At 68.6% G+C, this 23,984-nt stretch carries 18 protein-coding genes and 1 tRNA gene; 13 read left to right on the top strand and 6 right to left on the bottom strand.

The window, feature by feature from the left end; all coding sequences use genetic code 11:
- Positions 1–22 precede the first annotated feature (22 nt).
- Together N5096_RS11550 and N5096_RS11545 are read left to right on the top strand one after the other, a co-directional pair.
- A complete protein-coding gene (locus N5096_RS11550) occupies positions 23–3,166 on the top strand; it encodes a SwmB domain-containing protein (protein ID WP_267664868.1) in 3,144 nt (1,047 codons plus the stop codon).
- 30 nt (positions 3,167–3,196) lie between these two features.
- Positions 3,197–4,201 carry a PGF-CTERM sorting domain-containing protein gene (locus N5096_RS11545; protein ID WP_267664866.1) on the top strand — a complete coding sequence of 335 codons (1,005 nt, stop codon included), beginning with the start codon at positions 3,197–3,199 and terminating at the stop codon, positions 4,199–4,201.
- A 645-nt stretch (positions 4,202–4,846) separates the two neighbouring features.
- Here the strand turns inward: N5096_RS11545 and N5096_RS11540 are convergent.
- Positions 4,847–4,920, bottom strand: a tRNA-Lys gene (locus tag N5096_RS11540).
- Positions 4,921–5,031: 111 nt separating this feature from the next.
- On the opposite strand from N5096_RS11540, the gene N5096_RS11535 reads away from it, so the two are divergent.
- Positions 5,032–6,366, top strand: a complete 1,335-nt coding sequence (locus tag N5096_RS11535) for a M20/M25/M40 family metallo-hydrolase (RefSeq protein WP_267664864.1) — start codon at positions 5,032–5,034, stop codon at positions 6,364–6,366.
- Here N5096_RS11535 and N5096_RS11530 read toward each other — a convergent pair.
- Positions 6,342–7,007: a DUF7119 family protein gene (locus tag N5096_RS11530; RefSeq protein WP_267664862.1), complete on the bottom strand. Its 666-nt coding sequence runs from the start codon at positions 7,005–7,007 to the stop codon at positions 6,342–6,344. The two genes, N5096_RS11535 and N5096_RS11530, sit on opposite strands and share 25 nt — an antisense overlap.
- A 595-nt stretch (positions 7,008–7,602) precedes the next feature.
- Between N5096_RS11530 and N5096_RS11525 the strand changes: the two genes are divergently transcribed.
- From N5096_RS11525 to N5096_RS11515, 3 genes are read left to right on the top strand one after another with little or no spacing between them, the layout of a single operon-like run.
- Positions 7,603–8,487, top strand: coding sequence for a tetratricopeptide repeat protein (locus tag N5096_RS11525; protein ID WP_267664860.1), 885 nt, complete (start codon positions 7,603–7,605; stop codon positions 8,485–8,487).
- 42 nt (positions 8,488–8,529) lie between these two features.
- A complete protein-coding gene (locus tag N5096_RS11520; RefSeq protein ID WP_267664870.1) occupies positions 8,530–8,829 on the top strand; it encodes a DUF424 domain-containing protein in 300 nt (99 codons plus the stop codon).
- A gap of 10 nt (positions 8,830–8,839) precedes the next feature.
- A complete protein-coding gene (locus N5096_RS11515; protein WP_267664859.1) occupies positions 8,840–9,184 on the top strand; it encodes a hypothetical protein in 345 nt (114 codons plus the stop codon).
- Positions 9,185–9,201: 17 nt separating this feature from the next.
- On the opposite strand, the gene N5096_RS11510 is transcribed toward N5096_RS11515, so the two are convergent.
- The gene (locus N5096_RS11510; protein ID WP_267664857.1) at positions 9,202–10,311 is read right to left on the bottom strand and encodes a pyridoxal-phosphate-dependent aminotransferase family protein; all 1,110 of its coding nucleotides are present in this window, start codon (positions 10,309–10,311) and stop codon (positions 9,202–9,204) included.
- Between the two features lie 196 nt (positions 10,312–10,507).
- Between N5096_RS11510 and N5096_RS11505 the strand changes: the two genes are divergently transcribed.
- Both N5096_RS11505 and N5096_RS11500 read left to right on the top strand, forming a co-directional pair.
- Entirely contained in the window at positions 10,508–12,880 is a 2,373-nt protein-coding gene (locus N5096_RS11505; protein ID WP_267664855.1) for an amino acid permease, read from the top strand.
- A gap of 185 nt (positions 12,881–13,065) precedes the next feature.
- Entirely contained in the window at positions 13,066–13,323 is a 258-nt protein-coding gene (locus tag N5096_RS11500) for a DUF7561 family protein (protein WP_267664853.1), read from the top strand.
- Between the two features lie 449 nt (positions 13,324–13,772).
- Here N5096_RS11500 and N5096_RS11495 read toward each other — a convergent pair whose 3' ends face one another.
- From N5096_RS11495 to N5096_RS11485, 3 genes are read right to left on the bottom strand one after another with little or no spacing between them, the layout of a single operon-like run.
- Complete coding sequence (locus tag N5096_RS11495) at positions 13,773–14,906, bottom strand: ABC transporter ATP-binding protein (protein WP_267664852.1); 1,134 nt, start codon at positions 14,904–14,906, stop codon at positions 13,773–13,775.
- Positions 14,896–16,716 carry an ABC transporter permease gene (locus N5096_RS11490; protein ID WP_267664850.1) on the bottom strand — a complete coding sequence of 607 codons (1,821 nt, stop codon included), beginning with the start codon at positions 16,714–16,716 and terminating at the stop codon, positions 14,896–14,898. Before N5096_RS11490 ends, N5096_RS11495 begins: the two co-directional genes overlap by 11 nt.
- A 7-nt stretch (positions 16,717–16,723) precedes the next feature.
- The gene (locus N5096_RS11485; RefSeq protein WP_267664849.1) at positions 16,724–18,004 is read right to left on the bottom strand and encodes a thiamine ABC transporter substrate-binding protein; all 1,281 of its coding nucleotides are present in this window, start codon (positions 18,002–18,004) and stop codon (positions 16,724–16,726) included.
- A 139-nt stretch (positions 18,005–18,143) separates the two neighbouring features.
- Between N5096_RS11485 and N5096_RS11480 the strand changes: the two genes are divergently transcribed.
- The 5 genes from N5096_RS11480 to cgi121 all read left to right on the top strand — a co-directional run bounded on the left by N5096_RS11480 (position 18,144) and on the right by cgi121 (position 23,978).
- Complete coding sequence (locus N5096_RS11480) at positions 18,144–18,965, top strand: DUF6517 family protein (RefSeq protein ID WP_267664848.1); 822 nt, start codon at positions 18,144–18,146, stop codon at positions 18,963–18,965.
- A gap of 92 nt (positions 18,966–19,057) precedes the next feature.
- Complete coding sequence (hisA, locus tag N5096_RS11475) at positions 19,058–19,798, top strand: 1-(5-phosphoribosyl)-5-[(5-phosphoribosylamino)methylideneamino]imidazole-4-carboxamide isomerase (RefSeq protein WP_267664847.1); 741 nt, start codon at positions 19,058–19,060, stop codon at positions 19,796–19,798.
- 453 nt (positions 19,799–20,251) lie between these two features.
- Positions 20,252–20,848: an imidazoleglycerol-phosphate dehydratase HisB gene (gene hisB, locus N5096_RS11470; protein WP_267664846.1), complete on the top strand. Its 597-nt coding sequence runs from the start codon at positions 20,252–20,254 to the stop codon at positions 20,846–20,848.
- An 83-nt stretch (positions 20,849–20,931) separates the two neighbouring features.
- Positions 20,932–23,391: an ATP-dependent DNA helicase gene (locus N5096_RS11465; RefSeq protein WP_267664845.1), complete on the top strand. Its 2,460-nt coding sequence runs from the start codon at positions 20,932–20,934 to the stop codon at positions 23,389–23,391.
- Positions 23,388–23,978, top strand: coding sequence for a KEOPS complex subunit Cgi121 (gene cgi121, locus N5096_RS11460; protein WP_267664844.1), 591 nt, complete (start codon positions 23,388–23,390; stop codon positions 23,976–23,978). The genes N5096_RS11465 and cgi121 overlap by 4 nt, the downstream gene beginning before the upstream one ends.
- Positions 23,979–23,984: the final 6 nt, after the last annotated feature.

Raw genomic sequence — 23,984 nt, 5'->3', positions numbered from 1 at the left:
CAGTCTCTGACACCGTGAAACCGTGAGTTATCGACCCTACCCCGACGCAGTCTTGCGTTCAACAAGGCATGGCTACATCAACAGTTCAATCGGTACGGACGAGCTAACCGTCGATTATCAGGGTGCAGCAGATAATGGCGGCGAAACGACCAGCAGCGACGACGTGGTCGTTCTGCAAAGCGACTCGGATGTTCCTGCACTCTCCACCTCAAAAGATGAGAGTGTCCAAGGGAACACCTTCCCGACACTCGAATCTGCGGAGGTCACTAATGACGACCGACCGGAGCTCGTCGTCACCTTCAGCGAGGAGATCGACGCTCAGGCAAGTTCGTTCGATGGTAGTGGCGTATTCACCTTCGGTACTTACAGTTCCAACACAACTGTTGTCGAGAACGCCGATGCCGGAGAGCAAGACCAAGTTATCGTTGGAGTTGATCCCGAAGTCCAGCCTGCAGACGACTTCGATGATTTGAGTTATGACGATACTGCAGCAACGGGCGACCTCATCTCCACCTCAAGCGGAGAAACGGTTGCAGTCAGCAGCGGTGCTGTGTCCAATACCATCGCACCGAACATCACGGGTGCAACGGTCGCAGATCCGCGAGATGAACTCGTGGTGACCTTCGATGACGGCGACAGCAACGCTGCGCTTGAACAAGGAGATGACAATCCCACTGATGGCTTCACCCTCAGTGGCACTGACGCGACGATCACTGACGACGTTAGCATTGATAACGGTAATGCTGAGGTAACGATCACGCTGAGCGAAGCAGTTGAAGCCGGTGACGGTGACCTGACGCTTAAGTACTCAAGCGGTAGTGACGCCATCCAGTCGCTGGCCGGCGTCAGTACGGAAGCAATCAATACCGGCGCGTCGAACAACGTTGTTCCGACGCTTGAATCGGCCGAAGTGACCGACGAGAACCCGGATCAACTGAGAGTCACGTTCACCGAAGATGTTCAGACCGATGTCGGTAGCGGGAATATCGACAGTGCGGTGACTGACGCATTCACACTTCAAGATGTTGGAGGTACTACGTACCGCGTCCGAAATCTGTCGAGCCATAGCGGGGACACGATCGTTCTGAACCTTGGCCCAGAAGACGGTGGTTCAACGGATGTACCGTCGACTGCAGATCTTAGCGGGGCACTGACGTACAATAAGGGCGGTGCGAGCGGTCCAAGCGGTGACGAGGCAGAACCGTTCATCGCTGCCAGTGGTACTGAAGAACCAGTTGGAACCTTCAGTGACAAAGACGTTGCGAACAACGTCGGTATCACGGCAGAGCTGAGCGAGCGTGGCCAGTACCTCAACGTGACGTTCACCGAGGATATCAGCCGCGCTGGCACACCGTCCGAAGTTGTCTCGGAATTCGACACCAGTGGAACTGCGATCTCGCTTGAGGAGGACGCCTTCGAAGAGATCAAAAACGGAGACACAGTCGTCTTCAATAACGGTAACGATCACACGTCCGCCGGCTCTGTTGTCAACGAGCCGAACAATGTTGACTCCTCGACGGGTGTGACAATCGATTACACGCCATCGGGCGCACTCCTCAATGCGCAGGACGAACAGCCGTCACAGTTCACCACTGAAAGCGTAACGAACAACATCCAGCCGTTCATTACGGATGTTACTGAAACTGAATCGAACATTCAGCTAACCTACAGCGAAGACGTAGTCGCGCCAGGCAATGATGATGCCTTCACTCTCAGTGGCACGACCGCTGAACTGAATGGTATCAATGATGATGGCGATGCAGACCAGTTCTCGCTGACTCTCGATCCGGGCTTCAGTGATACTGACAGGGGTATCACGCTCAGCTACGCTGATGCTGACGGAGCTTCAGTCGATGCATCCGGTTCAAGTGCTGTTGCACTTGACGAGACTGTCAGCGTGACGAATCCGCTCTCACCATCACCGCAGCTAATGAACGCGACTGTCGACGATGTCGATGTGAACAACGCTGATAATGGAAACGGTGAGATCGTACTCGCTTTCGACCAAAATGTTGATGAAGTCGGTTCTGACGACGTTAGCGGACTCAAATTCGAGTCCAACACACCAGATGTTTCTATCGAGTTCCAGGCTGGTGATGAGATAGTTGCGGTTCAGGGTAACGAAGTTGCTGTCGAATTCACCTCGACCTCTGGGTCAGCCTCCTCTGCAGTCAGAGCAGGAGATAACCTTGAGGATGCAGTGCTGACGATAGATGAACCTGGAAGTGTCGACATCCAGGGTGACAACGGTGCAGCACTCCAGGCTGACGACAGCACCGATGAAGTCAGCAACGAGATCGCTGGTGACCTCGCGACCGTCGAGAGCACCGAGATAGACACTGAACTGATCGGCACCGATGTCGATAAGACAGGCAACCCGACAGTAACAGTTACCGGCTTCGCTGACGATAACGGAACGAAAGTTATCGACGCAAGCGACGATGTTGATGTCGAAATCGGCGGTGAATCCTTCGACGTGTCGCCGAACCGGTTCAGTGATTCCGCGACGGTCGACATCACTACACCTGGTGATATCGATCAAGGTAATGTTGAGGTCGGCAGCGAAGTGACCGTTGACGTTGCGGGCGCTGAAGTTACCAACACGCAGAACGTCACCTACGTCCACGAGGCCTTCACGCAGGACGAAGGCTGGGCGCTCACCTCGCAGCCGATGCCCGGTGAGTTCGTTGCCGGTGACAACATCAGTGACGTGACGTACTACGACGCTGATGCCGCTGAAGACGCGGAAGACTTCGGGTCCTACAGCCCGGCAGGGCAGGTCCAGCGCGTCCACAACGCGCTGTTCGTCAACGCCGAATCCGACGGCGCTGAGTACGGATTCGCCTACGACGAGGACCGTAGCGGTCCGCAGACCAACGTCGGCAGCGTCGATATGGGCGAGGGCTGGCATATCGTTGGATCGAACTACAATATCAGCAGCTCCACAATCACTCTCGACGAGGACTTGGCCATTGAGAACGGCCCAGAAACTGATGTCACCGACGTCCAGCTGAAATCCCTACCCGGGACGAAGCTGGACAACGACGACACAGTTGAGAACCACGCAGCCTACTACGTATACCTCTACGAGAACGACAGCCGGCAGATCGTCCTGCCGGGATACTCGAGTACGGCCAGTACTGGGGATAGCGTGAATGTGGTATAATAGAATAGACAAATCAACAACCACACTCAAATGACGCTCAAACACACGTTGGTCGTCGCGATGATCGCCTTGGCCGTCGTGACCGGCGGTGCAGCAGTAGCGACGGCGCAGGAGTCGCCACCGGGTGACCCGGCGTCGTTCTACGGCTCGGTCGAAGACGCCGACGGCGCTGCTGCCCCGGTGGACACGACGATCTATGCGGTCGCCATCGATGAGAACGGTGACACGTCCGTCGAAGGGTCGATCACCGTCGAGACTGCCGGACAGTTCGGTGGCGGTGACGCGACCGACGACAAGCTACGCGTCGACAGCAACGCCGGCGAGGAAGTTCGATTCCACATCGGCTCTGCGGACGGACCGCAGTCGGAGTCGACGTACGCTCTCGAACCGGGCGTCTACGAGGAGAGCCTCGTATTCCCGGCCGGAGCGTTCGAAGACGGTGACGGCGGCGACGGCGGTGACGATGGCGGCGACGGCGGCGACGGCGGCGACGACGGCGACGACACCGCCGGAGGAGGCGGCGGTGGCGGCGGTGGCGGTGGCTCGCTCGCCGCCGACTTCCTCGTCTCGAACCTCGACCCGGCGTCGACAGAGGTGACGCAGGGAGAGTCGATCACCGTCAGCGCGGAGCTCGAGTCCGACGGGATCTCCGGTGACACCCAGGACGTCGACCTCCGCGTCGGCGACGAGACGATCGGCACGCAGTCGGTCGAGCTCGACGGAGACGAGACGACCACCGTCGAGTTCACCGACGCCACCGTCGACGTCGAGCCCGGCGAGTATGACCTCGTCGTCGAGACGTCAGACGACAGCGTGACCGGCACGATCACCGTCCTCGCGGCCGACGGCGACGACGGTGACGACGGTGCCGACGGTGACGACGGTGCCGACGGCGACGATGGTGCCGACGGTGACGACGGTACCGACGGCGAGGACGACGACTCCAGCATCCTCGACGTCCCCGGCTTCGGTCCGCTCGTCGCGCTCGTCGCGCTCGTCGCGGCCGCGCTGCTCGCGACGCGTCGCAACGACTGAACAGCCCCGTTCGACCACCGCATTCTCCGTTTTTTCGCTCCGAAGAGCGAAGCGAGCGTGGAGCCAGTCGCGCCCGTGACCGAACGAAGTGAAGGGAGCGGGTGCGACGGGATTCGAACCCCACTCGCACGGTCGCCTCGCTTCGCTCGGCGCTGCGTGCTCCCTGGTTCGAATCCCTCTGGCGTTTTCACTGCTCCCGTCGGTCGCAGGAAAACGGGCCGGGAGGGATTCGAACCAAAGCCAGAGGTTCCTGCTCGCTTCGCTGCGCGGGCTGCCTCTGGCAGGGTTCCGAATCCCTCCCTCAGCACAGCACCGCCGCTCGCGATGTTGCTCGCGGCGGTACAGCGGGCCGGGAGGGATCCACGCGAGCGAAGCGAGCGTGGAGCCAGTCGCGCCCGTGACCGAACGAAGTGAAGGGAACGGGTGCGACGGGATTCGAACCCCACTCGCACGGTCGCCTCGCTTCGCTCGGCGCTGCGTGCTCCCTGGTTCGAACCCTCCCTCAGCACAGCACCGCCGCTCGCGATGTTGCTCGCGGCGGTACAGCGGGCCGGGAGGGATTCGAACCACGGTCACTCCGCTTCGCTCCGTTCCCTGATTCGAATCCCTCTGGCGTTTTCACTGCTCCCGGCGGTCGCAGGAAAACGGGCCGGGAGGGATTCGAACCCCCGACCGTCCGGTTAAAAGCCGGACGCTCTCCCTAACTGAGCTACCGGCCCAGACGCGAATTAGTAGGAAGAGACCACGGATAAACGTTTAGAAACCGCGTGCGGCGAGGGTCGCTCCGATCGATCCGAAGCGATTTCCGGACCGCCCGCGTCGCCGGGGGCATGGACTTCGACATGCGCGCGTTCGCCGCCGACCTCTGTCGGTTCCCCTCCACCGCCGGGAGGGAGGCGGCCGCGGCCGACTTCGTCGAGGGCCGACTCGACGACCTCGGCTTCGAGACGGACGCGTGGAACGCCGACCCCGCGATCCTCGCCGAGCACCCGTCCTTCCCGGACGATTTGGGGGAGGCGGACGTGGCGGGGCGCCGGAGCGTCGGCGGCGTGCTCGAACTCGGCGAGGTGGCCGACGCGAGCGATCCCGCAGACTCCGTCCCAGCGATCGTCCTCAACGGCCACATCGACGTGGTACCGGCCGAACCCGCGGAGTGGTCGAGCGACCCCTTCGAGCCGGCGTGGGGGCGGACGGACACCGACGGCGACGGTATCGACGGCGCCGGCGACACCCTCACCGCCCGCGGCGCGGCGGACATGAAGTCGGGGGTCGCGGCGTGCGTGGGCGCGGCGCTCGACGTGAGAGAGGCCGTCGAAGCCGGGGAACTCGCCCTCCCGGCGGGCGGGCTGCGTGTCGTCGTCGAGGCGGTGGCGGGCGAGGAGGACGGCGGGTACGGCGCGGCGACCGCGGCGCTCGCGAACCCGTACCCCTTCGAGCGCGACGCGGCGATCGTGGCGGAGCCGACCGAGCTGCGCCCGGTCGTCGCCACGGAAGGGTCGCTGATGGCGCGGCTGGAGCTGACCGGGCGGAGCGCGCACGCCGCCACGCCGTGGCGCGGCGAGGACGTCCTCCCGCGATTCGAGGCGATCCGGCAGGCGTTCATGGAGTTAGAGACCGAGCGGGGCGAATCGGTGACCCATCCCCTGTACGAGGAGTTCCCGGTGCCGTGGCCGGTCGTCTGCGGGACCGTGGAGGCCGGCTCGTGGGCGTCGACGGTGCCGGCGACGCTCGCGGCCGAGTTCCGGATCGGGGTCGCGCCGGGCGAGACGGTCGACGAGGTCGAGGCGGCGTTCCGCGCGCGGCTCGACGAGGTCGTCGCCGGAGACCCGTGGCTGCGCGAACACCCGCCGACGTTCGAGCGGTTCTCGGTGCAGTTCGAGGCGAGCGAGGTCGCGGTCGACGAGCCGATCGTCGAGGCCGCGCGGGCGGGGCTCGTCGACGCCGGCCTCCCGGATCCGGAGCCCACGGGCGGGACCTACGGCGCGGACTCCCGGCACTACGTGGCGGCGGGGATCCCGACCGTGCTGCTCGGCCCAGGCGACATCCTGGAGGCGCACGACCCGGACGAGACGGTCGCGTGGAGCGAGGTCGAGGAGGCGCGGGCGGCGATCGCGGCCGCGGTCGGCCGGTTCGGCGAGGACTACTCGGGGTCGGCGGCGAAGTAGTCGTCGAGCGCGCGGGCGACGAGGGCGCCGGGCTCAACGTTCCGGTTCGAGGCGCGGCGCCGGAGCTCCGCGTAGGTGTCGAGGGGGAGCCGGACGCCGAGGTCGCCGAGCTCGACGCCGGCCTCGCGGACCGCGCTCTCGACGTCGGCCCCGTCGTTGACGGCGGAGGCGATGGAGCGCACCTCGCGGACGGTGAGGCCGCCGTCAATGGTCGCCCACGCGAGGAGGTAGCGGTCGGCGCCGCCGAGGCGCGCGACGTGTTTCGCCGCGCTCGGCGCGATCCGGCCGCTCGCGACCTGGCGCCGGATCGCCTGGGGCAGGTCGTGGACGCGGGCCCACTTGCGGATGAACGCCACGGAGACGTCGTCGCCCGCGCGCTCGGCGGCCGCTTTATAAGAGCCGACGCCGCGGACGAGCGCCGCGCACGCGGCCGCCCCGCGCAGCATTAACACGTTGTCCTCGTCGCCGACGTCGCCGGCCGCGAAGCGGGCCACCGTTTCGGCCGCGTCGGCCACGCTCTCGGGCTCGTCGGGGTCGAAGCCGACGGCCTCCGCGGCCCGCTCGCCCGTCACCTCGGGGTCGGCCCGGACGACGGGCTCGCCGACGGGGGAGCGTCGGTCCGCGCGGGAGTCCTCGTTCATACATCCATCTCCCGTTGTACACATATAAGCGACCGGCACCGGGGCAGGATTCGCTCACGACCGAGACGGGCCGAAGAATCCCCGGAAAACGGTTGATAGCAGCGCGTAGCGAGCGACATCGCCTCGGCGACGGCAATGTGGTTTATAAATAAATCGCGACAAGGCGTCACGGCGATTTATAAACAGACGGTGCGATGGCGCGCGCCTCCGAGCGGCCGGAAGGCCGCGAGGAGCGCGTGCGAGGGACGCCGCGAGCGACGTGGGTGACCGAAGGGAGCCCCGAGCGAGCGGCGAGGTTGGGGAGGTGTGAGGTGCTGTGCGGTGCGGTCGGGTGGGAGTCAAAGGGGCAGCCGTGAGGCGTGGGCAGGCGACGCTAAGCACCACAGGGAGCGAACGAAGTGAGCGACCGAGGAGCGCAGCGAGCGTGCGCACGCCTCACGGCTGGGGCTTTGGAGATCTTCACCGCGGAAAAGTCGGTCATTTATAGATAATCGACCGGAGATTCGGGTGAGTTCGCCGCGTCGTCGGTACCAACTGCGTAGTCGTCCGCCTCTCGACGCAACCCTTACGCGTCGTGACCGTCAAAACCGAGTATATGACCGAGAAACGCGACGACGACCGCCACGAGTTCTCCGCCGGGCAGGGCGTCGACGCCGGCTACGAGGAGTTCACCCTCGACCCCGAGGAGATCGACGCCGACCCGAACACGGTCGACCCCGTCGATTCCCGCGTCCTCACCGACATCCTCGACAAGCGGAACGTCGAAAGCGACGCCATCGACGTGGAGCGCCTGGTCGACGTGGGGCTCTCGTACATGGGGATCAACCGCTTCGAGGAGGCGACGGAGACCTTCGAGCGCGCCGCCCACTTCGCCGAGGATGACTCGCTTGAGGCCCAAGAGGCCTGGGTGAACAAGGGGGCGGCCCACGCCGAACTGGAGGAGTACGACGAGGCGATCGGCGCGTACGAGGAGGCGCTGCGGATCGACGACTCGTCGGAACACGCCGCGACCGCCGAGACCAACCTCGCGTACGCGCTCTGGGAGTTCGGCCGCAGCGAGCAGGCGCTCGAACACGCCGAGCGCGCCGTCGAGACCGACCCGCGCTTCGCCGAAGCGTGGTACAACCGCGGCTTCATGCTGGTCGAGCGGGGGCTCGCCGAGGACGCCGTCACCTGTTTCGACAACGCGATCCGCCTCGGCTACCGGAGCGCGGGCGTCCTCGAGGAGAAGGCGCGCGCCCTCGAGGAGGCGGGCGAGCACGAGCAGGCCGAGGAGGTCGCCGACCGCGCCGACGAGATCCGGCGCGAGGCGGAGGGACAGATGATCGAAGAGCAGACGGGCCAGGCCCCCGGGCCGGGCGGGCAGGCTCGCCAGGGCGGCCGACCCGAAGCCGGGGGACGGCCCGGCGCGGGCGGGCGGGACGTCGAACGCGAAGAGCCGGAGCGCGAGCTCCGGGGCGAGGGACCCGAGGGCTTTTAGATGGGCGACCGGGACGCCGAGAGCGACGACACGGCTTCCGGGATGCTCCTCCGCGAGCGCGAGACCGCCGAAGGGACGCTCGTCTCCGTCTGCGACGCGGACTGCCTCGGCGAGACGTACGAGGACGGCCCCATGACGCTCGAGGTCACCGAGGAGTTCTACGGCGGCGAGGACGCCGTGGAGGCGAGCGCCGAGGCGGTGGTCGCCGGACTCCATCGCGCACAGGTCGCCAACATCGTCGGAACCGAGGCCGTCGACGTCGCGGTCGAGGCCGGGCTCGTCGACGAGAAGACGGTGCTGGACGTCGCGGAGACCCGACACGCACAACTGCTCTGGCTGTGAGCGTGGACGTATGAAGCGACTCGGACGAGCCGAACTCGCGGAGCTGCTGGGTCCGCACCCCCCTTCGGACGCGTTCTGGAATCGCGCGATCGACGTCGAGCGCGCCGTCATCGGCGTCGATGCGGGCGTCGTGGGGGAGGAGACGGGAGACGAGGACCAAGACTCGGAGCGAGCCCGCCGGAACCGCCGGCGACGCGGCGAGCCCGGCCCGGACGGCCCGCTCTCGCCGGGCGACATCGTCGACGTCGGCGCCCACTCGTTCGTCGTCGTCGCGGTCGAGGAGACGGAGGCCGGCGGGCGGCGGTACCGGATCGACCTGGTCGAGCCGGGGTCGGACGGCCGACCTCTTAAATAACGACCGGAGCGGCCGCGCTACAGGTCCGCGACGTCCTCGATCGCGTCGGTGAGCTCCTCGACGCTCTCGACGGTGTGTTCGCCCATGTGGCCGATCCGGAACGTCTCCTCGGCGATGTCGCCGTAGCCGTTCGAGAAGGCCATGTCGTACTCCTCGCTGACTTCCTCGATCGTCGCGGCGACGTCGATCCCCCGCGTGTTCTCGATGCAGGCGACCGTCTGCGACTCGTACCCCTCCTCGGGGAACATCGCGAAGTGTTCGTCCGCCCAGTCGTGGACGTACGCCATCATCTCGCGGTGACGCTCGTCGCGGGCGCGGTGGCCCTCGTCGAGCATCCGTTTCATCTGTTTGCGGTACGCTAACATGATCGGGATGGCGGGCGTCGAGTGGGTCTGGCCCTTGCGGTCGTAGTAGTCGATGGCGCGGCGGAAGCCGCCGTACCACGAGGAGTCGCCCTTCTCGGCCTCGCGGTCGTAGGCGTCGTCGCTGACGACGCACACCGCAAGCCCTGGCGGCATCGCGAACGCCTTCTGCGTGGACGCGAAGATGACGTCGATGCCGTGCTCGTCGATGTCGACGTAGTCGCCGCCGAGCGACGAGACAGCGTCGACGGCGAAGTAGGTGTCCGGGTACTCACTGATCACGTCGCCCATCTCCTCGATCGGGTTGCGGACGCCGGTCGAACTCTCGTTCATCACGCCCGCGACCATGTCGTACCCCTCGTCGCTGGCGTCGAGCGCCTCGCGGACGTCCTCGGGTTTGACCGCCTCGCCCCACTCGTACTCCAGCCGGGTGACGTCCTTGCCGAGGCGCTCCGCGACGTTGGCGAACCGCTCGCTGAAGCTCCCGCAGGTCGGCACGAGGACGCGCTCATCGACGAGGTTCAGCGTCGACGCCTCCCAGAACTCCGTGCCGGAGGCCGTGAGGATGATCACGTCGTTATCGGTGCCGAGGAACTCCTTCGTGTCCTCGACGATGGTCGTGTACAGATCGGTCATCCGGTCCATCCGGTGCCCGAACGTCGACTCCGTCATCGCCTCGATCACGTCGTCGGGGACCTCGGTCGGGCCTGGGATGTACAGCGTCTTGTCGTCGTAGTCGTCTCGGTATTCGCGTTTCTTCGTCACGGGATCCACCTGATAGATCGTATCGGGTCGCGAGACGGTATGGTCCTTGTGATACGCTCGAAAACGGGACCGGCGTTGGTGGCGCCGACGAGGGAGACGGCGCCGTTGCCCGGATCAGCCGGCTTTATACGAGACGAGGAGAGAGGACGCGTATGACACGCGCCCGGAGAGTCACAACCGTCCGAGGTGGACCGGCGTGAGCGGCGAGGAGGAGCTCGCGAAGGACCTCGGCCCGCTCGCGGCGCTCACGATCGGGATCGGGACGATGATCGGGGCCGGGATCTTCGTGCTGCCCGGCACCGCGGTCGCAAGGGCCGGCCCCCTCGCGGCGGCCACGTTCGTCCTCGGCGGCGTCATCGCGCTGTTCACGGCGCTGTCGGCCTCCGAGCTCGGGACGGCGATGCCGAAGTCCGGCGGCGCGTACTTCTACGTCAACCGGGCGCTCGGACCCATGTTCGGCTCGATCGCGGGCTGGGCGAACTGGCTCGGGCTCGCGTTCGCCTCCGCCTTCTACATGTACGGCTTCGGCGAGTACGTCAACGCGCTCGTCGGGCTCGGCACGGTCGGACTCGGTCCGGTGACGCTGGAGGCCGCGCAGGTGATCGGGCTCGGGGGCGCGCTGCTCTTCATCGCGGTCAACTACTTCGGCGCGAAGGAGACGGGCGGGCTCCAGATCGTCATCGTCATGTCGCTTCTGGGGATCCTCGCGGTGTTCACCGTCGTCGGCATGCTGAACGCCGACATGGAGTCGCTGCGACCGATCGCGCCGCCGGGCACGACGAGTCAGGTGCTCCCGGTGACGGGTATCATCTTCGTTTCGTATCTCGGGTTCGTCCAGATCACCTCGGTCGCCGAGGAGATCAAGAATCCCGGGCGCAACCTCCCGCTCGCGGTCCTCGGCTCGGTCGTCATCGTCACGCTCGTGTACGCGCTGTTCCTCGTCGTGTTGCTCGCGGCTGTGCCGACCGACCTCGTCGCGAACAACGAGACCGCGGTCGTCGACGCCGCGCGTCTCCTCTTCGGCAACTACCAGGTGTTCGGCTACTCGCTCGGCGCCCTCGGCGCCGGCATGCTCCTGATCGGCGGGCTGCTCGCGACCGCCTCCTCCGCGAACGCGTCGATCCTCTCCTCTTCGCGGATCAACTTCGCGATGGGTCGCGAGAAGATCGTCACCCCGAACCTCAACGAGATCCACGAGCGGTTCGGCACCCCGTACAAGTCGATCGCGCTCACCGGCGCGCTCATCATCGTCTTCCTCGTCGCCGGCGGCGTCGAGTCGCTGTCGGCGATGGGATCCGTGCTCCACCTCATCGTCTACGGGCTGCTCAACATCGCGCTCATTGTGATGCGCGAGTCGGGGGTCGAGGGGTACGACCCCGACTTCGAGGTCCCCTTCTACCCCGTCGTCCCGATTGTTGGCGCGCTGTCGTCGTTCGCGCTGATCGTCTACATCGAGCCGCGGATCATCGCGATCTCGGGGGGGCTCGTCGCCTTCGCGCTGCTCTGGTACCTGCTGTACGCCCGCGGGAAGGTGGAGTCGCGCGGCGTGTTGGGCGCGTGGATCCTCGACCGGTCCGACGACCTGCCGAAGGCCGCCGTGTCGGCGGCCACGTCGGTCCAGCCGAGCGGGGACGACTACCGGGTGATGGTGCCGCTCGCGAACCCGGCGACCGAGGAGCACCTCATCACGCTCGCCTCCGCCATCGCCAAACAGCGGAACGGGACCGTCGTCGCGGTCAACATCGCGAACGTGCCCGACCAGACGTCGCTGGAGGCGGCCCGCGATCGCGGCGCCCACGAGGCGGCGCACGGGCTGTTGGACCAGGCTCGCGACGACGCCGAGACGTTCGGCGTCGACGTGGAGACGCACGTCGTGCTCTCGCACCGCGTGTTCGAGGAGGTGTTCGACGCGGCCCGCACCTACGGCGCCGACCTCACGGTGATGGGCTGGGGCGAGGACTCCCACGGGGCGCCGGGGCGTGCGGAGTCCGCCGTCGACGAGCTGGCGCACTCGCTCCCCTCCGACTTCCTGGTGTTCCGCGACCGCGGCTTCGACCCCTCGCGGATCTTGGTGCCGACCGCCGGCGGCCCGGCCTCGGACCTATCCGGGGCAGTCGCGAAGATGCTCCAGGTAGAGTTCGACGGCGAGGTCACCCTCCTGCACGTCGCCGACGACGAGGCGGCGGGCCAGCGGTTCCTCACCGAGTGGGCCGCCGAGCACGACCTCTCGGACGCGACGATGCGGGTCGAGGGCGGCGACGTCGAGGCGGCCATCGGCCGCGCCACGCGCGACGCCACGATGCTGATCATCGGCGCGACGCAGAAGGGGCTGCTCTCGCGGCTGGTCAGCGGGTCGCTCGTGTTGGACGTGCTCGGCGACGTGGAGTGCTCCGTGCTGCTCGCCGAGAAGCGCAGCGACCGCGGGGTGTTCGACCGGCTGTTCGGCAGCGGGGCACGGGCGAACGACATCGTCGAGACCGACGAGACGCCCGCCGACACCGGCGTCAGCCCCGAGCCCTCGACGCCGGAGATTGACGAGGGCGGCGACGACGAAGACGCGAAGGCGTGAGGCGCTGTGGAGTCGCGGTCGGGCGGGATTCAAAGGGGCAGCCGCGATTTCCGCGAGCGAAGCGAGCGGAAATCGCGGCTGGGGCTTTGGAGATGTTCACTACCAAGCTGCTGTCAGCCATTTGTACGCGGTCGCCAACGTATGACGGCGACACGCATTAGCGCGCGGAGCCGCAACCGGTTCGTATGGCCTCGGAGTCCTGTGACGTCTGCGAGCGGTCCGTCAGGATCGCCGGCGGGATCGGCGACCTGTGGAACTTCGCGTTCGAGTCGACGCAGGGACTGACGCTGGAGCTGACCGACGGCTCCGAGTTCTTCCTCTGTTTCGAGTGCATGGAGTCGCTGCCGGACGACCACGAACCGACCGCCGACGACGTCGCCGACCTGCAGGCGCGGACCGACCCCGTCGAGGAGGACGGAAACGACTTCTGGCACTGGAAGTGAAACCGCGGGACCGGCGCGTCGGGGGGAATCGATTTTTATCGGTCGTTGCCGATGATTCGGCAGTGAAGGCCTCCAACGCCCCAGTCGCGACGACTCGGTGCGCTCGTTGCGGTCCTCAGTCGGTCGCTACCGCTCCCTCCTTGTGGTCCTTACGTCGCGCGCCTTCGTCTTCGCGACTGCCCCTTTGAGTCCCACCCGCACCGCACAGCCTCGCACCTCCACAACCTCGTCGCTCGCTCGGGGCTCCCTTCGGTCGCCCACTGCGCTCGCGACTCCAGCGAGGGACCGAAGGTCCCTCTGGCAGCCGGACGTAGTCCGGCGACCTCGCGCGTGCAACTCGCGGCCTGCCGGCCGCTCGAAGGCACGCAGGGCGAGAGCGAAGCTCTCGCTTGCAGCCGGCGCGTAGCGCCGGCGACGCCACCGCAGCGGTCGCTGATAAATCCCGTCCGTCACGCTTCGTTGACACTGATCACGTGCGCGTCCTCGGGATCGAAGCCGACGACGACCTCGCCGGAGAGGGGATCGCGCGTCCGGACCACGAGGTCGCGCCCGCCCCAGTCGAGAGTCACGCGAGTCGTCTCCCCGAGGAACTCCGCGTTTTCGACGGTCGCGGCGAGCCGGCTCTCCCCCTCGCCGATCCGGAGGTACTCGGGCCGGACGCAGAAGGTGAGACGGTCGCCGGGGGCGGTATCGACCGCGCCGTCCGTCTCGATCCGGAGCGGCTCCCCGCCCACGTCGACGGCGACGGTTCGGGGTGCGCCGTCGCTCTCGCTCCCCTCCGCGTCCACCACCCGTCCCGCGAGGACGTTGTTGTCGCCGACGAACTCGGCGACGAACCGAGTCGCCGGCTCCCGGTACACCGTCCGCGGGGGCGCGACCTGCTCGGGCGTCCCGTCGCGTATCACCGCGACGCGGTCGGAGATCGCCAGCGCCTCCTCCTGATCGTGGGTGACGTAGACGGTCGTAATCGAGAGCTCCGACTGGATCCGCCGGACCTGCACCCGGAGACGCTCGCGGAGCTGCGCGTCGAGCGCGCTCATCGGCTCGTCGAGGAGGAGGAGGTCTGGACCCGGCGCGAGCGCCCGCGCCATCGCGACGCGCTGCCGCTGCCCGCCGGAGAGGCTCTCCGGTTCGCGGTCGGCGGCGTCGGGGAGGTCGACCAGCTCGAGCAGCTCCGCGACGCGCTCGTCGCGGGTGACCCCCTCCGGCGGGTCGGCGAAGTTGAGGCCGTAGCCCACGTTCTCGCCGACGGTCATGTGCGGGAACAGCGCGTAGTTCTGGAAGACGACGCCCACGTCGCGGTCCTCGGGGGGCACGCCGGCGACCGACTCGCCGGCGAATCGGACGGCGCCCGAGGAGGGCTCCTCGAACCCCGCGATCAGCCGGAGCGTCGTCGTCTTCCCGCAGCCCGAGGGGCCGACGAGCGTGAAGAACTCCCCCTCGCGCACCCGGAGGGTCACGTCGTCGACGGCGGCGGTGTCGCCGTAGCGCTTCGTCACGCCGTCGAGCTCGACCGCGGGGGGCGCGTCGGGGTCGGGCGACCCGCCGGCGTCGCCGGCGGGACGCTGCGGGTCAGAGCCCACTGGTCTCACCTCCCAGCCGCTCGATGACGACGAAGCTGAGCCCGGTGACGACAAGCAGGACGACGCCCATCGCAGTCGCCGGTCCGAGCCGACGCCCGATGAACCGTTCGATGGCGACCGGCATCGTGTACGCGTCGCCCCCGGTCGCGAGCACCACCGTCGCCGTGAACTCGCCGATCGAGATGGCGAACGCGAACGCCGCGCCCGCGACGACGCCGGGCCACACGAGCGGGAGCTCCACGTCGCGGATCACCCGTGCCCGCGACGCACCGAGCGCGCGGGCCGACTCGATCAGCGAGCGGTCGAGCCCCTCCAGCCCGGGCGCAACCGTCCGGACGACGAAGGGGTAGCCCGCGACCGCGTGTGCGACGACGATGGCGATCGCGCCGGACGCCGCGATCCGCCACCCCGCGACCTCGACGCCGAAGACGAGCCCGCGCAGGAGCCCGAGCCCGACGACGATTCCGGAGACGGCGAGCGGCGCCATCGCGGCCGCGTCGACCAGCGTCCGCCCGCGGTACCGCCGGGTCGTCAGCACCGCGACGACGACGCCCATCGGGAGCGCGAGCAGCGTCGACGCCGACGCGAACGCCAGCGAGTTGCGGATCGCGGGCCACGGCCGCACCTGAAACGCCGCCCCCGTCTGCTGGCGGTCAACGAGGAAGCGGTAGTGCTCCAGCGTGAGCGCGCCGTCGCCGCCCGTGACGCTCGCGAGGACCATCGAGGCGATGGGCGCGAGGAAGAGGACCCCCACGGCGACGGCGTAGGCGCCGAGGCCGAGACGCGGCAGGAGCTCCCTCGCGGTCGGGGCCGAAGGGAGCAGCGACCTGCGCGGGAGCGGGCGAGCGCCCCGCGCGCTGACCGTGTTGCGCGCCTCGTAGCGCAGGTACGCGAGGAGCACCCCGAGCGAGATGACCAGCTCGACGATCGCCAGCGCGGCCGCCTCGGCGTAGCTCAGGTCGCGGACGAGGTGGTAGACGAACACCTCGATCGTCGCCAGCTCGAACCCGCCGAGCGCGAGCACGATAGGGAAGGTCCCGAAGGTGAAGACGAACGTCAGCGCCGCCCCCGTCAGCACGGCGGGGTACACCTGTGGCGCGACCACGTCGAAGAACGCCCGGACCGGTCCCGCGCCGAGACTCCGGGCGGTCTCGACCGCGCGCGCGTCGACCGACTCCCACGCCGCCGTCGTCACTCGAGCGACGAGCGGCGCGTTGTAGAAGGCGTGGGCGATCACGACCGCGCGGAGCGTGAACATGAGGTCGACGCGGGGGAGACCGAGCGTCGACAGGGCGGCGTTCAGGGTCCCGTTGGTCCCGAACGTGGCGACGAAACCGACCGCGACCATGATCGACGGGAGGACGAACGGGACGATCGTCAGCGACCGCAGCGTCCGGCGGCCGGGGAACTCGAAGCGCGCGAGCAGGTACGCCGCGGGGAGCCCCAAGGCGACGCTGGCGACCGTCGACAGCGCGGCCTGATACGCGGTGAACCCGACGATCCCGAGCCGACGGTCCGGCCCGAGGAGCGCGCGCGCGACCGCGAGCGGCGACTCGCCCGCGAACAGCCGGGCGAGCTCCCCGAAATAAAAGGGGTCGCGCAGCACCGCGGCGAACACCGAGAGCGTGGCCGCGCCGTCGACGACGACCGCCTCGATCAGGACCGTGCCGACCGGGTAGTAGAAGGCGACGACGAGCGTCACGCTCGTGACGACCGCGAGCGCGGTTAGGAGGTGCCCGCGGAGACGTCCTTCGATCCGGTCGTGGAGCGTGTGACGACCGCCGGCGGCGCCGCGGCTGGCGTCGGACACGCGGCCCTCAGTTCCCGGCGTACTGCCGCTCCCAGGCGTCGATCCACTCGCCGACCGAGCCCTGGAGCTCATCGTACGTGAACGTCACCGGGTCGGCCGGCTCCTTCGCGAGCTCGGCGTAGTCGTCCGGGAGCGTCGCGGTGTCGGTCGCGGGGAACGCGACGTTGCGCTGAGCGATCTCGCCTTGCACCTCCGGCTCCAGCACGAACGACATGAACTCGCGGGCGAGCTCCGGCTCGTCGGCGTCGGCGAAGACGGCCATCCCCTCGGGGTTCGCGTACGCCTGGTCGTTCAGGAAGCGGATCCGGTGCTGTTCGAGGTCCTCCCCCGCGTCGGCCGCGAACACCTGGTCGGTCGAGTAGGAGACGACCATCGGCGCCTCGCCGTTGCTCCAGGCGGTGTACGCGTCGTCCCACGAGCCGAGCACCCGCACGTCGTTGGCCTGGAGGTCCGCCCAGTAGTCGAGGTAGTCGTAGTCGGGGTCGCCGTCGTCGCCCGCGACGGTCTCCTCGTCCCCGTCGCCCGCGACGCCGCCGTCGCCGAACCGGTGGATCGTGTGCAGCAGGAACGAGCGTCCGGTCGACGAGCCGCCGGGATTCTGCGCGATGAGCGCCCCGCTGTGGTCGTCGGCGAGCAGGCCGTCGAACGTCTCGGGCGCCTCAGTCGTCGTACCGTCGTAGACGAGGCTCACGTAGCCGGTGTCGAACGGGATCGCCCGGTCGAACGGGTCGAAGAGGAGCCCCTCGCGGACGGCGTCGAACCCGTCCACTTCGCCCCGCTCAGCGAACAGAGCGTCGTCGAGCTGGTCGTCGACGCGGACGAGGTCCCCGGTCGTGAGCCCGACGTAGAGGTCGGCGTCGACCGACACGCCCGAGGCGGCGCGCTCGACGTAGTAGTTCAACTCGTTGTCGGGCGTCGCCCACTCCAGCTCGGCGTCGACGCGCGACTCGAACTCCTCTTTGAGCCACTCGCCCGGGCTCACGGAGGGCGCGTCGATGAAGCTGGTGTACGTCGCGACCGTCAGGGTTGGGGTCTCCTCGTCGTCGCCGTCGGAGCCGTCCTCTCCGTCGGAGCCGCCGTCGCCGTCCGACCCGTCGCTTCCGTCCTCCCCGTCTGACCCGTCGCCCCCGTCGTCGCCGGTCTGCTGCGCGCTGCAGCCCGCGAGCGCCAGGGCGCCCGCCGCGCCGCCGAGCGCCAGAAACCGGCGCCGGGTCGAGGGGTCGGGCCGCGACAGCGCTTGTCGATCGCTCGGGTCCGAGTCGATGGTCGCGTCCGTGTCGTCTGCCATTACTCGGTTGTTATACCGAGTGATTATAAGGGATCCGTGTCGGCGACGGCGAGGGGGAAGGCGGCGAGTCGGCCACGGAAGTATCGTTCCCGATAGCCGCGACGACACCGATTTACGGCGGCGTGGGCAGCGGACCCGTATGGACGACTCGCCGACGGGAGACGAGAGCGGAGCCACGCGCCGCCGACTGCTCGCCGCGGGCGCGAGCGCCGCGGCCCTCGGCCTCGCGGGGTGTCTCGGCACCCGCGACGGCCCGGTGCCGGAGCCGACCGTGACGAGCGACCGGATCGACGACGGCTGGCGGCTCCTCGACGAGTCGGAGAGCACGGTGTTCGAACGGGCGTACGGCCCGGTGACGGTGCGCGCGCTCGAACGCACGCTGATCTACGAGTACGTCTCCGTCGCCGAGGCGCTCGCGGAGACGTTCGGCGCGAGCGGCTCGCCGGTCGTCTTCTTCGCGACTCGGATCGACCTCCGGCCCGCGCTCGACGGGCTCCCGGCCGGCGTCGGTCGGGACCGGCTGATGGCGGAGGTGGAGACGGCCGCTGTCGACGCGTTCCGCGCGCAGCTCCGGAACGCCGGGATCGAGGGCCTCGAAGAGGTCGACGAGGGGACCACGACGGTGACCGGCGGCCACACGGCGACCGCGTGGCGGTTCGAGGGGGAGTTCGCGCTCGACGGGGAGGTCCCCCTGCCGGACGGCTCGACGACGGCGGTCGACGACGCCGTTGGCGTCACGGCGCGGCTCGCGGTCTGGCATAACGGCACCGACGTGCTCGTCGCGGGCGGTGCGTTCCCGTCCGAGGCGATCACGGAGGTCATCGGCGACGCGCTCTCGCTCGGGGTCGACGGTGAGACCGTCGTGGAGTCAATCGCCGACGCGGAGACCGCCGGGGCGCTCGCGACCGACCCCGCCGCGTTCGACGAGGAGATATCCGCGCTGATCGTCTCGGTGGAATGAGGCGCCCGGCGAGCCGGCACGGCGGCGACCGCGGCGCGTGAGCCGCCCCACGAACCGACCCGTTTAATCCCCGCCCGCGACTCCGAGCGGGTATGAGCGGCTTCTCCGAGTTCGAGGTGATCCCGGCGGTCGACGTACAGGACGGCGAGGTCGTCCAGCTGGTCGGCGGCGAGCGCGGCACGGGCAAGCGCTACGGCGACCCGGTCGAGGCCGCCGAGCGCTGGATCGACGCGGGCGCGGAGACGCTCCACCTCGTCGACCTCGACGGCGCGTTCGAGGGCGAGCGCGTCAACGCCGACGCGATCGAGGCGGTCGTAGAGCACGTCCCGAACGAGGTCGGCCTCCAGCTCGGCGGCGGCATCCGGGCCGCGGCGGGCGCGCGTGAGCTCCTCGATCTGGGGCTCGATCGGGTGATTCTGGGCACCGCGGCGATCGAGACGCCCGATATCGTCGCCGAGATCGACGAGACGCACCCCGACAGCGTCGTGGTCAGCCTCGACGCGAAGGGCGGCGAGGTCGTCGTAAGCGGGTGGACGGAGGGGACCGGCCTCGACCCCGCCGAGGCCGCGGCCCGGTACGAGGAGCTGGGCGCGGGCGCAATCTTATTTACCGACGTCGACGTCGAGGGGCAGCTGGAGGGGATCGATCGGGGGCCGGTGGAGAGCGTGGTCGAGGCCGTGGATATTCCGGTTATCGCCTCCGGCGGGGTGGCGAGCGTCGAGGACGTTGTTGCGTTGAAAGAGGCCGGTGCGGCCGCGGTCGTGGTCGGGACCGCACTGTACGAAGGGGAGTTCACGCTGCGGGAGGCGCAGGACGCGGCGGACGAGGTTTAATCATCAGAATGTGATTCTGCCGCTGTTCATTTATAAATGAGTAATTGCGGATCAACAGGGAACACCTCCAAAGACCCAGCCGATCGCTTATAAATAGCTGACTGTGGGTCGGTGACGAACATCTCCAAAGCCCCAGCCGCGCTCGGCTCCCACAGCTCGCTGCGGTCCTCGATCGCTCGCGTTGCTCGCTCCCTGTGGTCCTTGCTTCGCTGGGGTTCGCCGAGCGCGACTGCCCCTTTGATTCCCACCCCGCACAACGACCGCAGCCTCACGCCTCCCCAGCCTCGTCGGCCACTCTCCGCTTCGCTCCGAGTGGCCGACTCCCTCGCACGCGCTCCTCGCGGTCGCCGGCGGCGACCGCTCGGAGGCGCGCGCCACCGCACAGCCCATTTATAAAAACCACCCCTCTCCCACACCCGCAACCGACTTACGAATCCGCCGCGAGGGGCCGGTATGAGCGAGCACGACCGGACGGCCGCGGTCTCCCGCGAAACGAGCGAGACGACGATCGAGCTCACCCTCGCGATCGACGGCGACGGCGACAGCGAGGTCGACACGGGGATCGGCTTTTTCGACCACATGCTGGCGTCGTTCGCCAAGCACGGCCTCTTCGACCTGACCGTCAGGTGCGACGGCGACACCGAGATCGACGACCACCACACGGTCGAGGACGTGGCGATCTGCCTCGGCGAGGCGTTCGACGAGGCGCTCGGCGAGAAGCGAGCCATTCGGCGCTACGCCGACCGACGGGTCCCCCTCGACGAGGCGGTTGCAAGCGTCGTCGTCGACGTGGCCGGGCGCCCGTACTACGACTTCTCGGGCGAGTTCTCCCAGGAGTCGGTCGGCGAGTTCACGAGCGTTATGGCCGACCACTTCGCGCTATCGCTGGCGCACAACGCCGGTCTGACGCTCCACGCCGCAGTCGAGAGAGGGGACAACGCCCACCACGAGGTGGAAGCCCTTTTTAAGGCGCTCGCGCGGGCGCTCGACGACGCGACGCGGCTCGACGAGCGCCGCAGCGACACGCCGAGCACGAAAGGAGAGTTGTAGCCCGGCCACTGAGGGTCCCCGCCCGCTCCGCGCTATCGCGCCGTTCCGACGGTTTAAATCGGGTCGGGACCCACCCTCCGGTAATGCAACCGAGTTCGCTCTCCGGGCTCCCCGCGGGCGTCGGCGAGGCGCTCGAAGCGGAGGGCGTCGCCGAGCTGTACCCGCCCCAAGCGGCCGCCGTCGAGGCCGGCGTCGTCGACGGCGAGAGCCTCGTCGCCGCGGTCCCGACGGCCTCCGGAAAGACCCTGATCGCCGAGCTCGCCATGCTCTCGTCGATCGAGCGCGGCGGCAAGGCGCTGTACATCGTCCCGCTGCGCGCGCTCGCTAGCGAGAAGAAGACAGAGTTCGAGCGCTGGGAGGACCACGGGGTCACCGTCGGCGTCTCCACCGGCAACTACGAGTCCGACGGCGAGTGGCTCGCCACGCGCGACGTCATCGTCGCCACCTCGGAGAAGGTCGACTCGCTGATCCGGAACGGCGCGCCGTGGATCGACGACCTCACCTGCGTCGTGAGCGACGAGGTCCACCTCGTCGACGACCCGAACCGCGGCCCGACCCTCGAAGTGACGCTCGCGAAGCTCCGGAAGGTGAACCCCGGGCTCCAGACGGTCGCCCTCTCGGCGACCGTCGGCAACGCGAACGTCATCGCCGAGTGGCTCGACGCCGAGTTGGTCGAGTCCGACTGGCGACCCATCGACCTCCGAACCGGCGTCCACTTCGGCAACGCGATCGACTTCGCCGACGGGAGCAAGCGCGAGGTGCCCGTCGAGCGCGGCGAGGACCAGACCGCCCGGCTCGTCGCCGACGCGCTCGACACCGAGGAGGACGGGCAGGGCGGCTCCTCGCTCGTCTTCGTCAACTCCCGGCGCAACGCCGAGTCGTCGGCCCGCAAGCTCACCGACGTCACCGACTCGCGGCTCACCGACGACGAGCGGGACTCCCTCCGCGAGCTCGCCGAGGAGATCCGGGGCGTCTCCGACACCGACACCTCCGAGGACCTCGCCGACGCGGTCGCACAGGGGTCGGCGTTCCACCACGCCGGGCTCGCGAGCGAGCACCGGTCGCTCGTCGAGGACGCGTTCCGCGACCGCCTCATCAAGTGCATCTCCGCGACCCCCACCCTCGCCGCCGGCGTCAACACCCCCGCCCGCCGGGTGATCGTCCGCGACTGGCGCCGGTACGACGGGGATTTCGGCGGGATGAAGCCCCTCGACGTGCTGGAGATCCACCAGATGTGCGGCCGGGCGGGGCGGCCCGGGCTCGACCCGTACGGCGAGGCGGTCCTGCTCGCGAACGACGCGGACACCAAAGAGGAGCTGTTCGAGCGGTACCTCTGGGCCGACCCCGAGCCGGTCCGGTCGAAGCTCGCCGCCGAGCCCGCGCTCCGGACCCACGTGCTCGCCACGGTCGCCTCCGGGTTCGCCTCGACGCGCGACGGCCTCCTCTCGTTCCTCGACAACACCCTCTACGCGACCCAGACCGACGACGAGGGGCGGCTCGCGGCCGTCACCGACACCGTCCTCGACTACCTCGGGGTCAACGGCTTCGTCGAGCGCGACCGCGACGGCGGGAGCGAGAGCCTGACCGCGACCGGGATCGGCCACACCGTCTCCCGGCTCTACCTCGACCCGATGAGCGCGGCCGAGATGATAGACGGGGTGCGGTCGGTCAGTGGCGACGGCGGGGCCCTCGACGAAACGGGCGACGCCGGCGAGTTCGTCAGGACCGCCGACGAGAACGGCGACGAGCCCGGATTCGGCACGTACACACGGGCCGGCGAGGACGGGGAGGAGGGCGAGACGGAGGCCGCCGCGGACGGCGCGAGCGAGGGCGACGCCTCGTCGCCCGAAGTCACTCCGCTCGGCCTCTATCACCTCGTCAGCCGAACCCCCGACATGTACGAGCTCTACCTGAAGTCCGGGGACCGCGAGGAGTACACCGAGCTCTGTTACGAGCGCGAGGCGGAGTTCCTCGGCGACGTGCCCTCCGAGTACGAGGACGTGCGCTTCGAGGACTGGCTCGCGTCGCTGAAGACGGCCCGCCTCCTGGAGGACTGGGCGAACGAGGTCGACGAAGACCGCATCACGGAGCGGTACGGCGTCGGCCCGGGCGACATCCGCGGGAAGGTCGACACCGCCGAGTGGCTGCTCCGCGCGGCCGAGACGCTCGCGCGCGACGTGGAGGGCGTCGACGGCGACGTCGTCGTCGCGGTCCGCGAGGCGCGCAAGCGGATCGAGTACGGCGTCCGCGAGGAGCTCCTGGATCTGGCCGGCGTCCGCAACGTCGGCCGGAAGCGCGCCCGCCGCCTGTACGAGGCCGGCGTCGAGACCCGCGCCGACCTCCGCGAGGCCGACAAGGCGGTCGTGCTCGGCGCGCTCCGCGGCCGCGAGCGCACCGCCGAGCGGATCCTCGAACACGCGGGGCGCGAGGACCCGTCGATGGACGACGTGCGGCCGGACAAGTCGGCCTCGGCGGCGGCGACCGCCGGCTCCGGGACCGACGAGAGCGGTGACGGACAGGCGAGCCTGGGTGATTTCGAGTGAGCGGCGATGCCGTCGGCCGTGACGACGCCGCGGGCGACGGGCTCGCGGACCCGCCGACTCCGCCCCATCGCCTCGTTCGGGGGACGGTCGTCATCGACGACCTCGACGCCTTTCTCTCCCGGCTCGACGAGATCGGTACCGAGACCGGCGCGGTCGTTCAGGCGTTCGACGCCGACCTCGTCGTCTCCGACGACCACCTCAGCGCGGCGACCCGCCTCGCGGCCCGCGCGATCGCTCGCGGCGAGGCCGTCGCGCGCGACCCGGGCGTCGAGGTCCTGCTGTACGCGGCCGGCCGCCGACAGATCGACCGGGCGCTGACGCTCGGCGTCTCCGGGGGCGAGCAGCGCGCCGTCGTGGTCGTCGCCGACTTCGGTGGGGTGCCCGGTGCGGGCCGACCCTCCGCGGACCTTGACGCGGCCGTCGCGGCGCTCGGAGAGATGACGACGGCCGCGGACGCGACGGCCGAGTTCGACGCGGAGCGAGTCAGGGCGTTCTACGACGTCTCCGACAGCGAGCTCGCGGCGACGGCCGGCGACCTGGCCGATGTCGTTCGCGAGCGCGTCGCGCTGCTGGATGTCGAGAAATGATCGAGT

The sequence above is a fragment of the Halorubrum yunnanense genome (assembly GCF_026586675.1).
GTDB classification, from domain to species: domain Archaea; phylum Halobacteriota; class Halobacteria; order Halobacteriales; family Haloferacaceae; genus Halorubrum; species Halorubrum yunnanense.
This window is presented reverse-complemented; position numbering and strand designations above follow the sequence as displayed.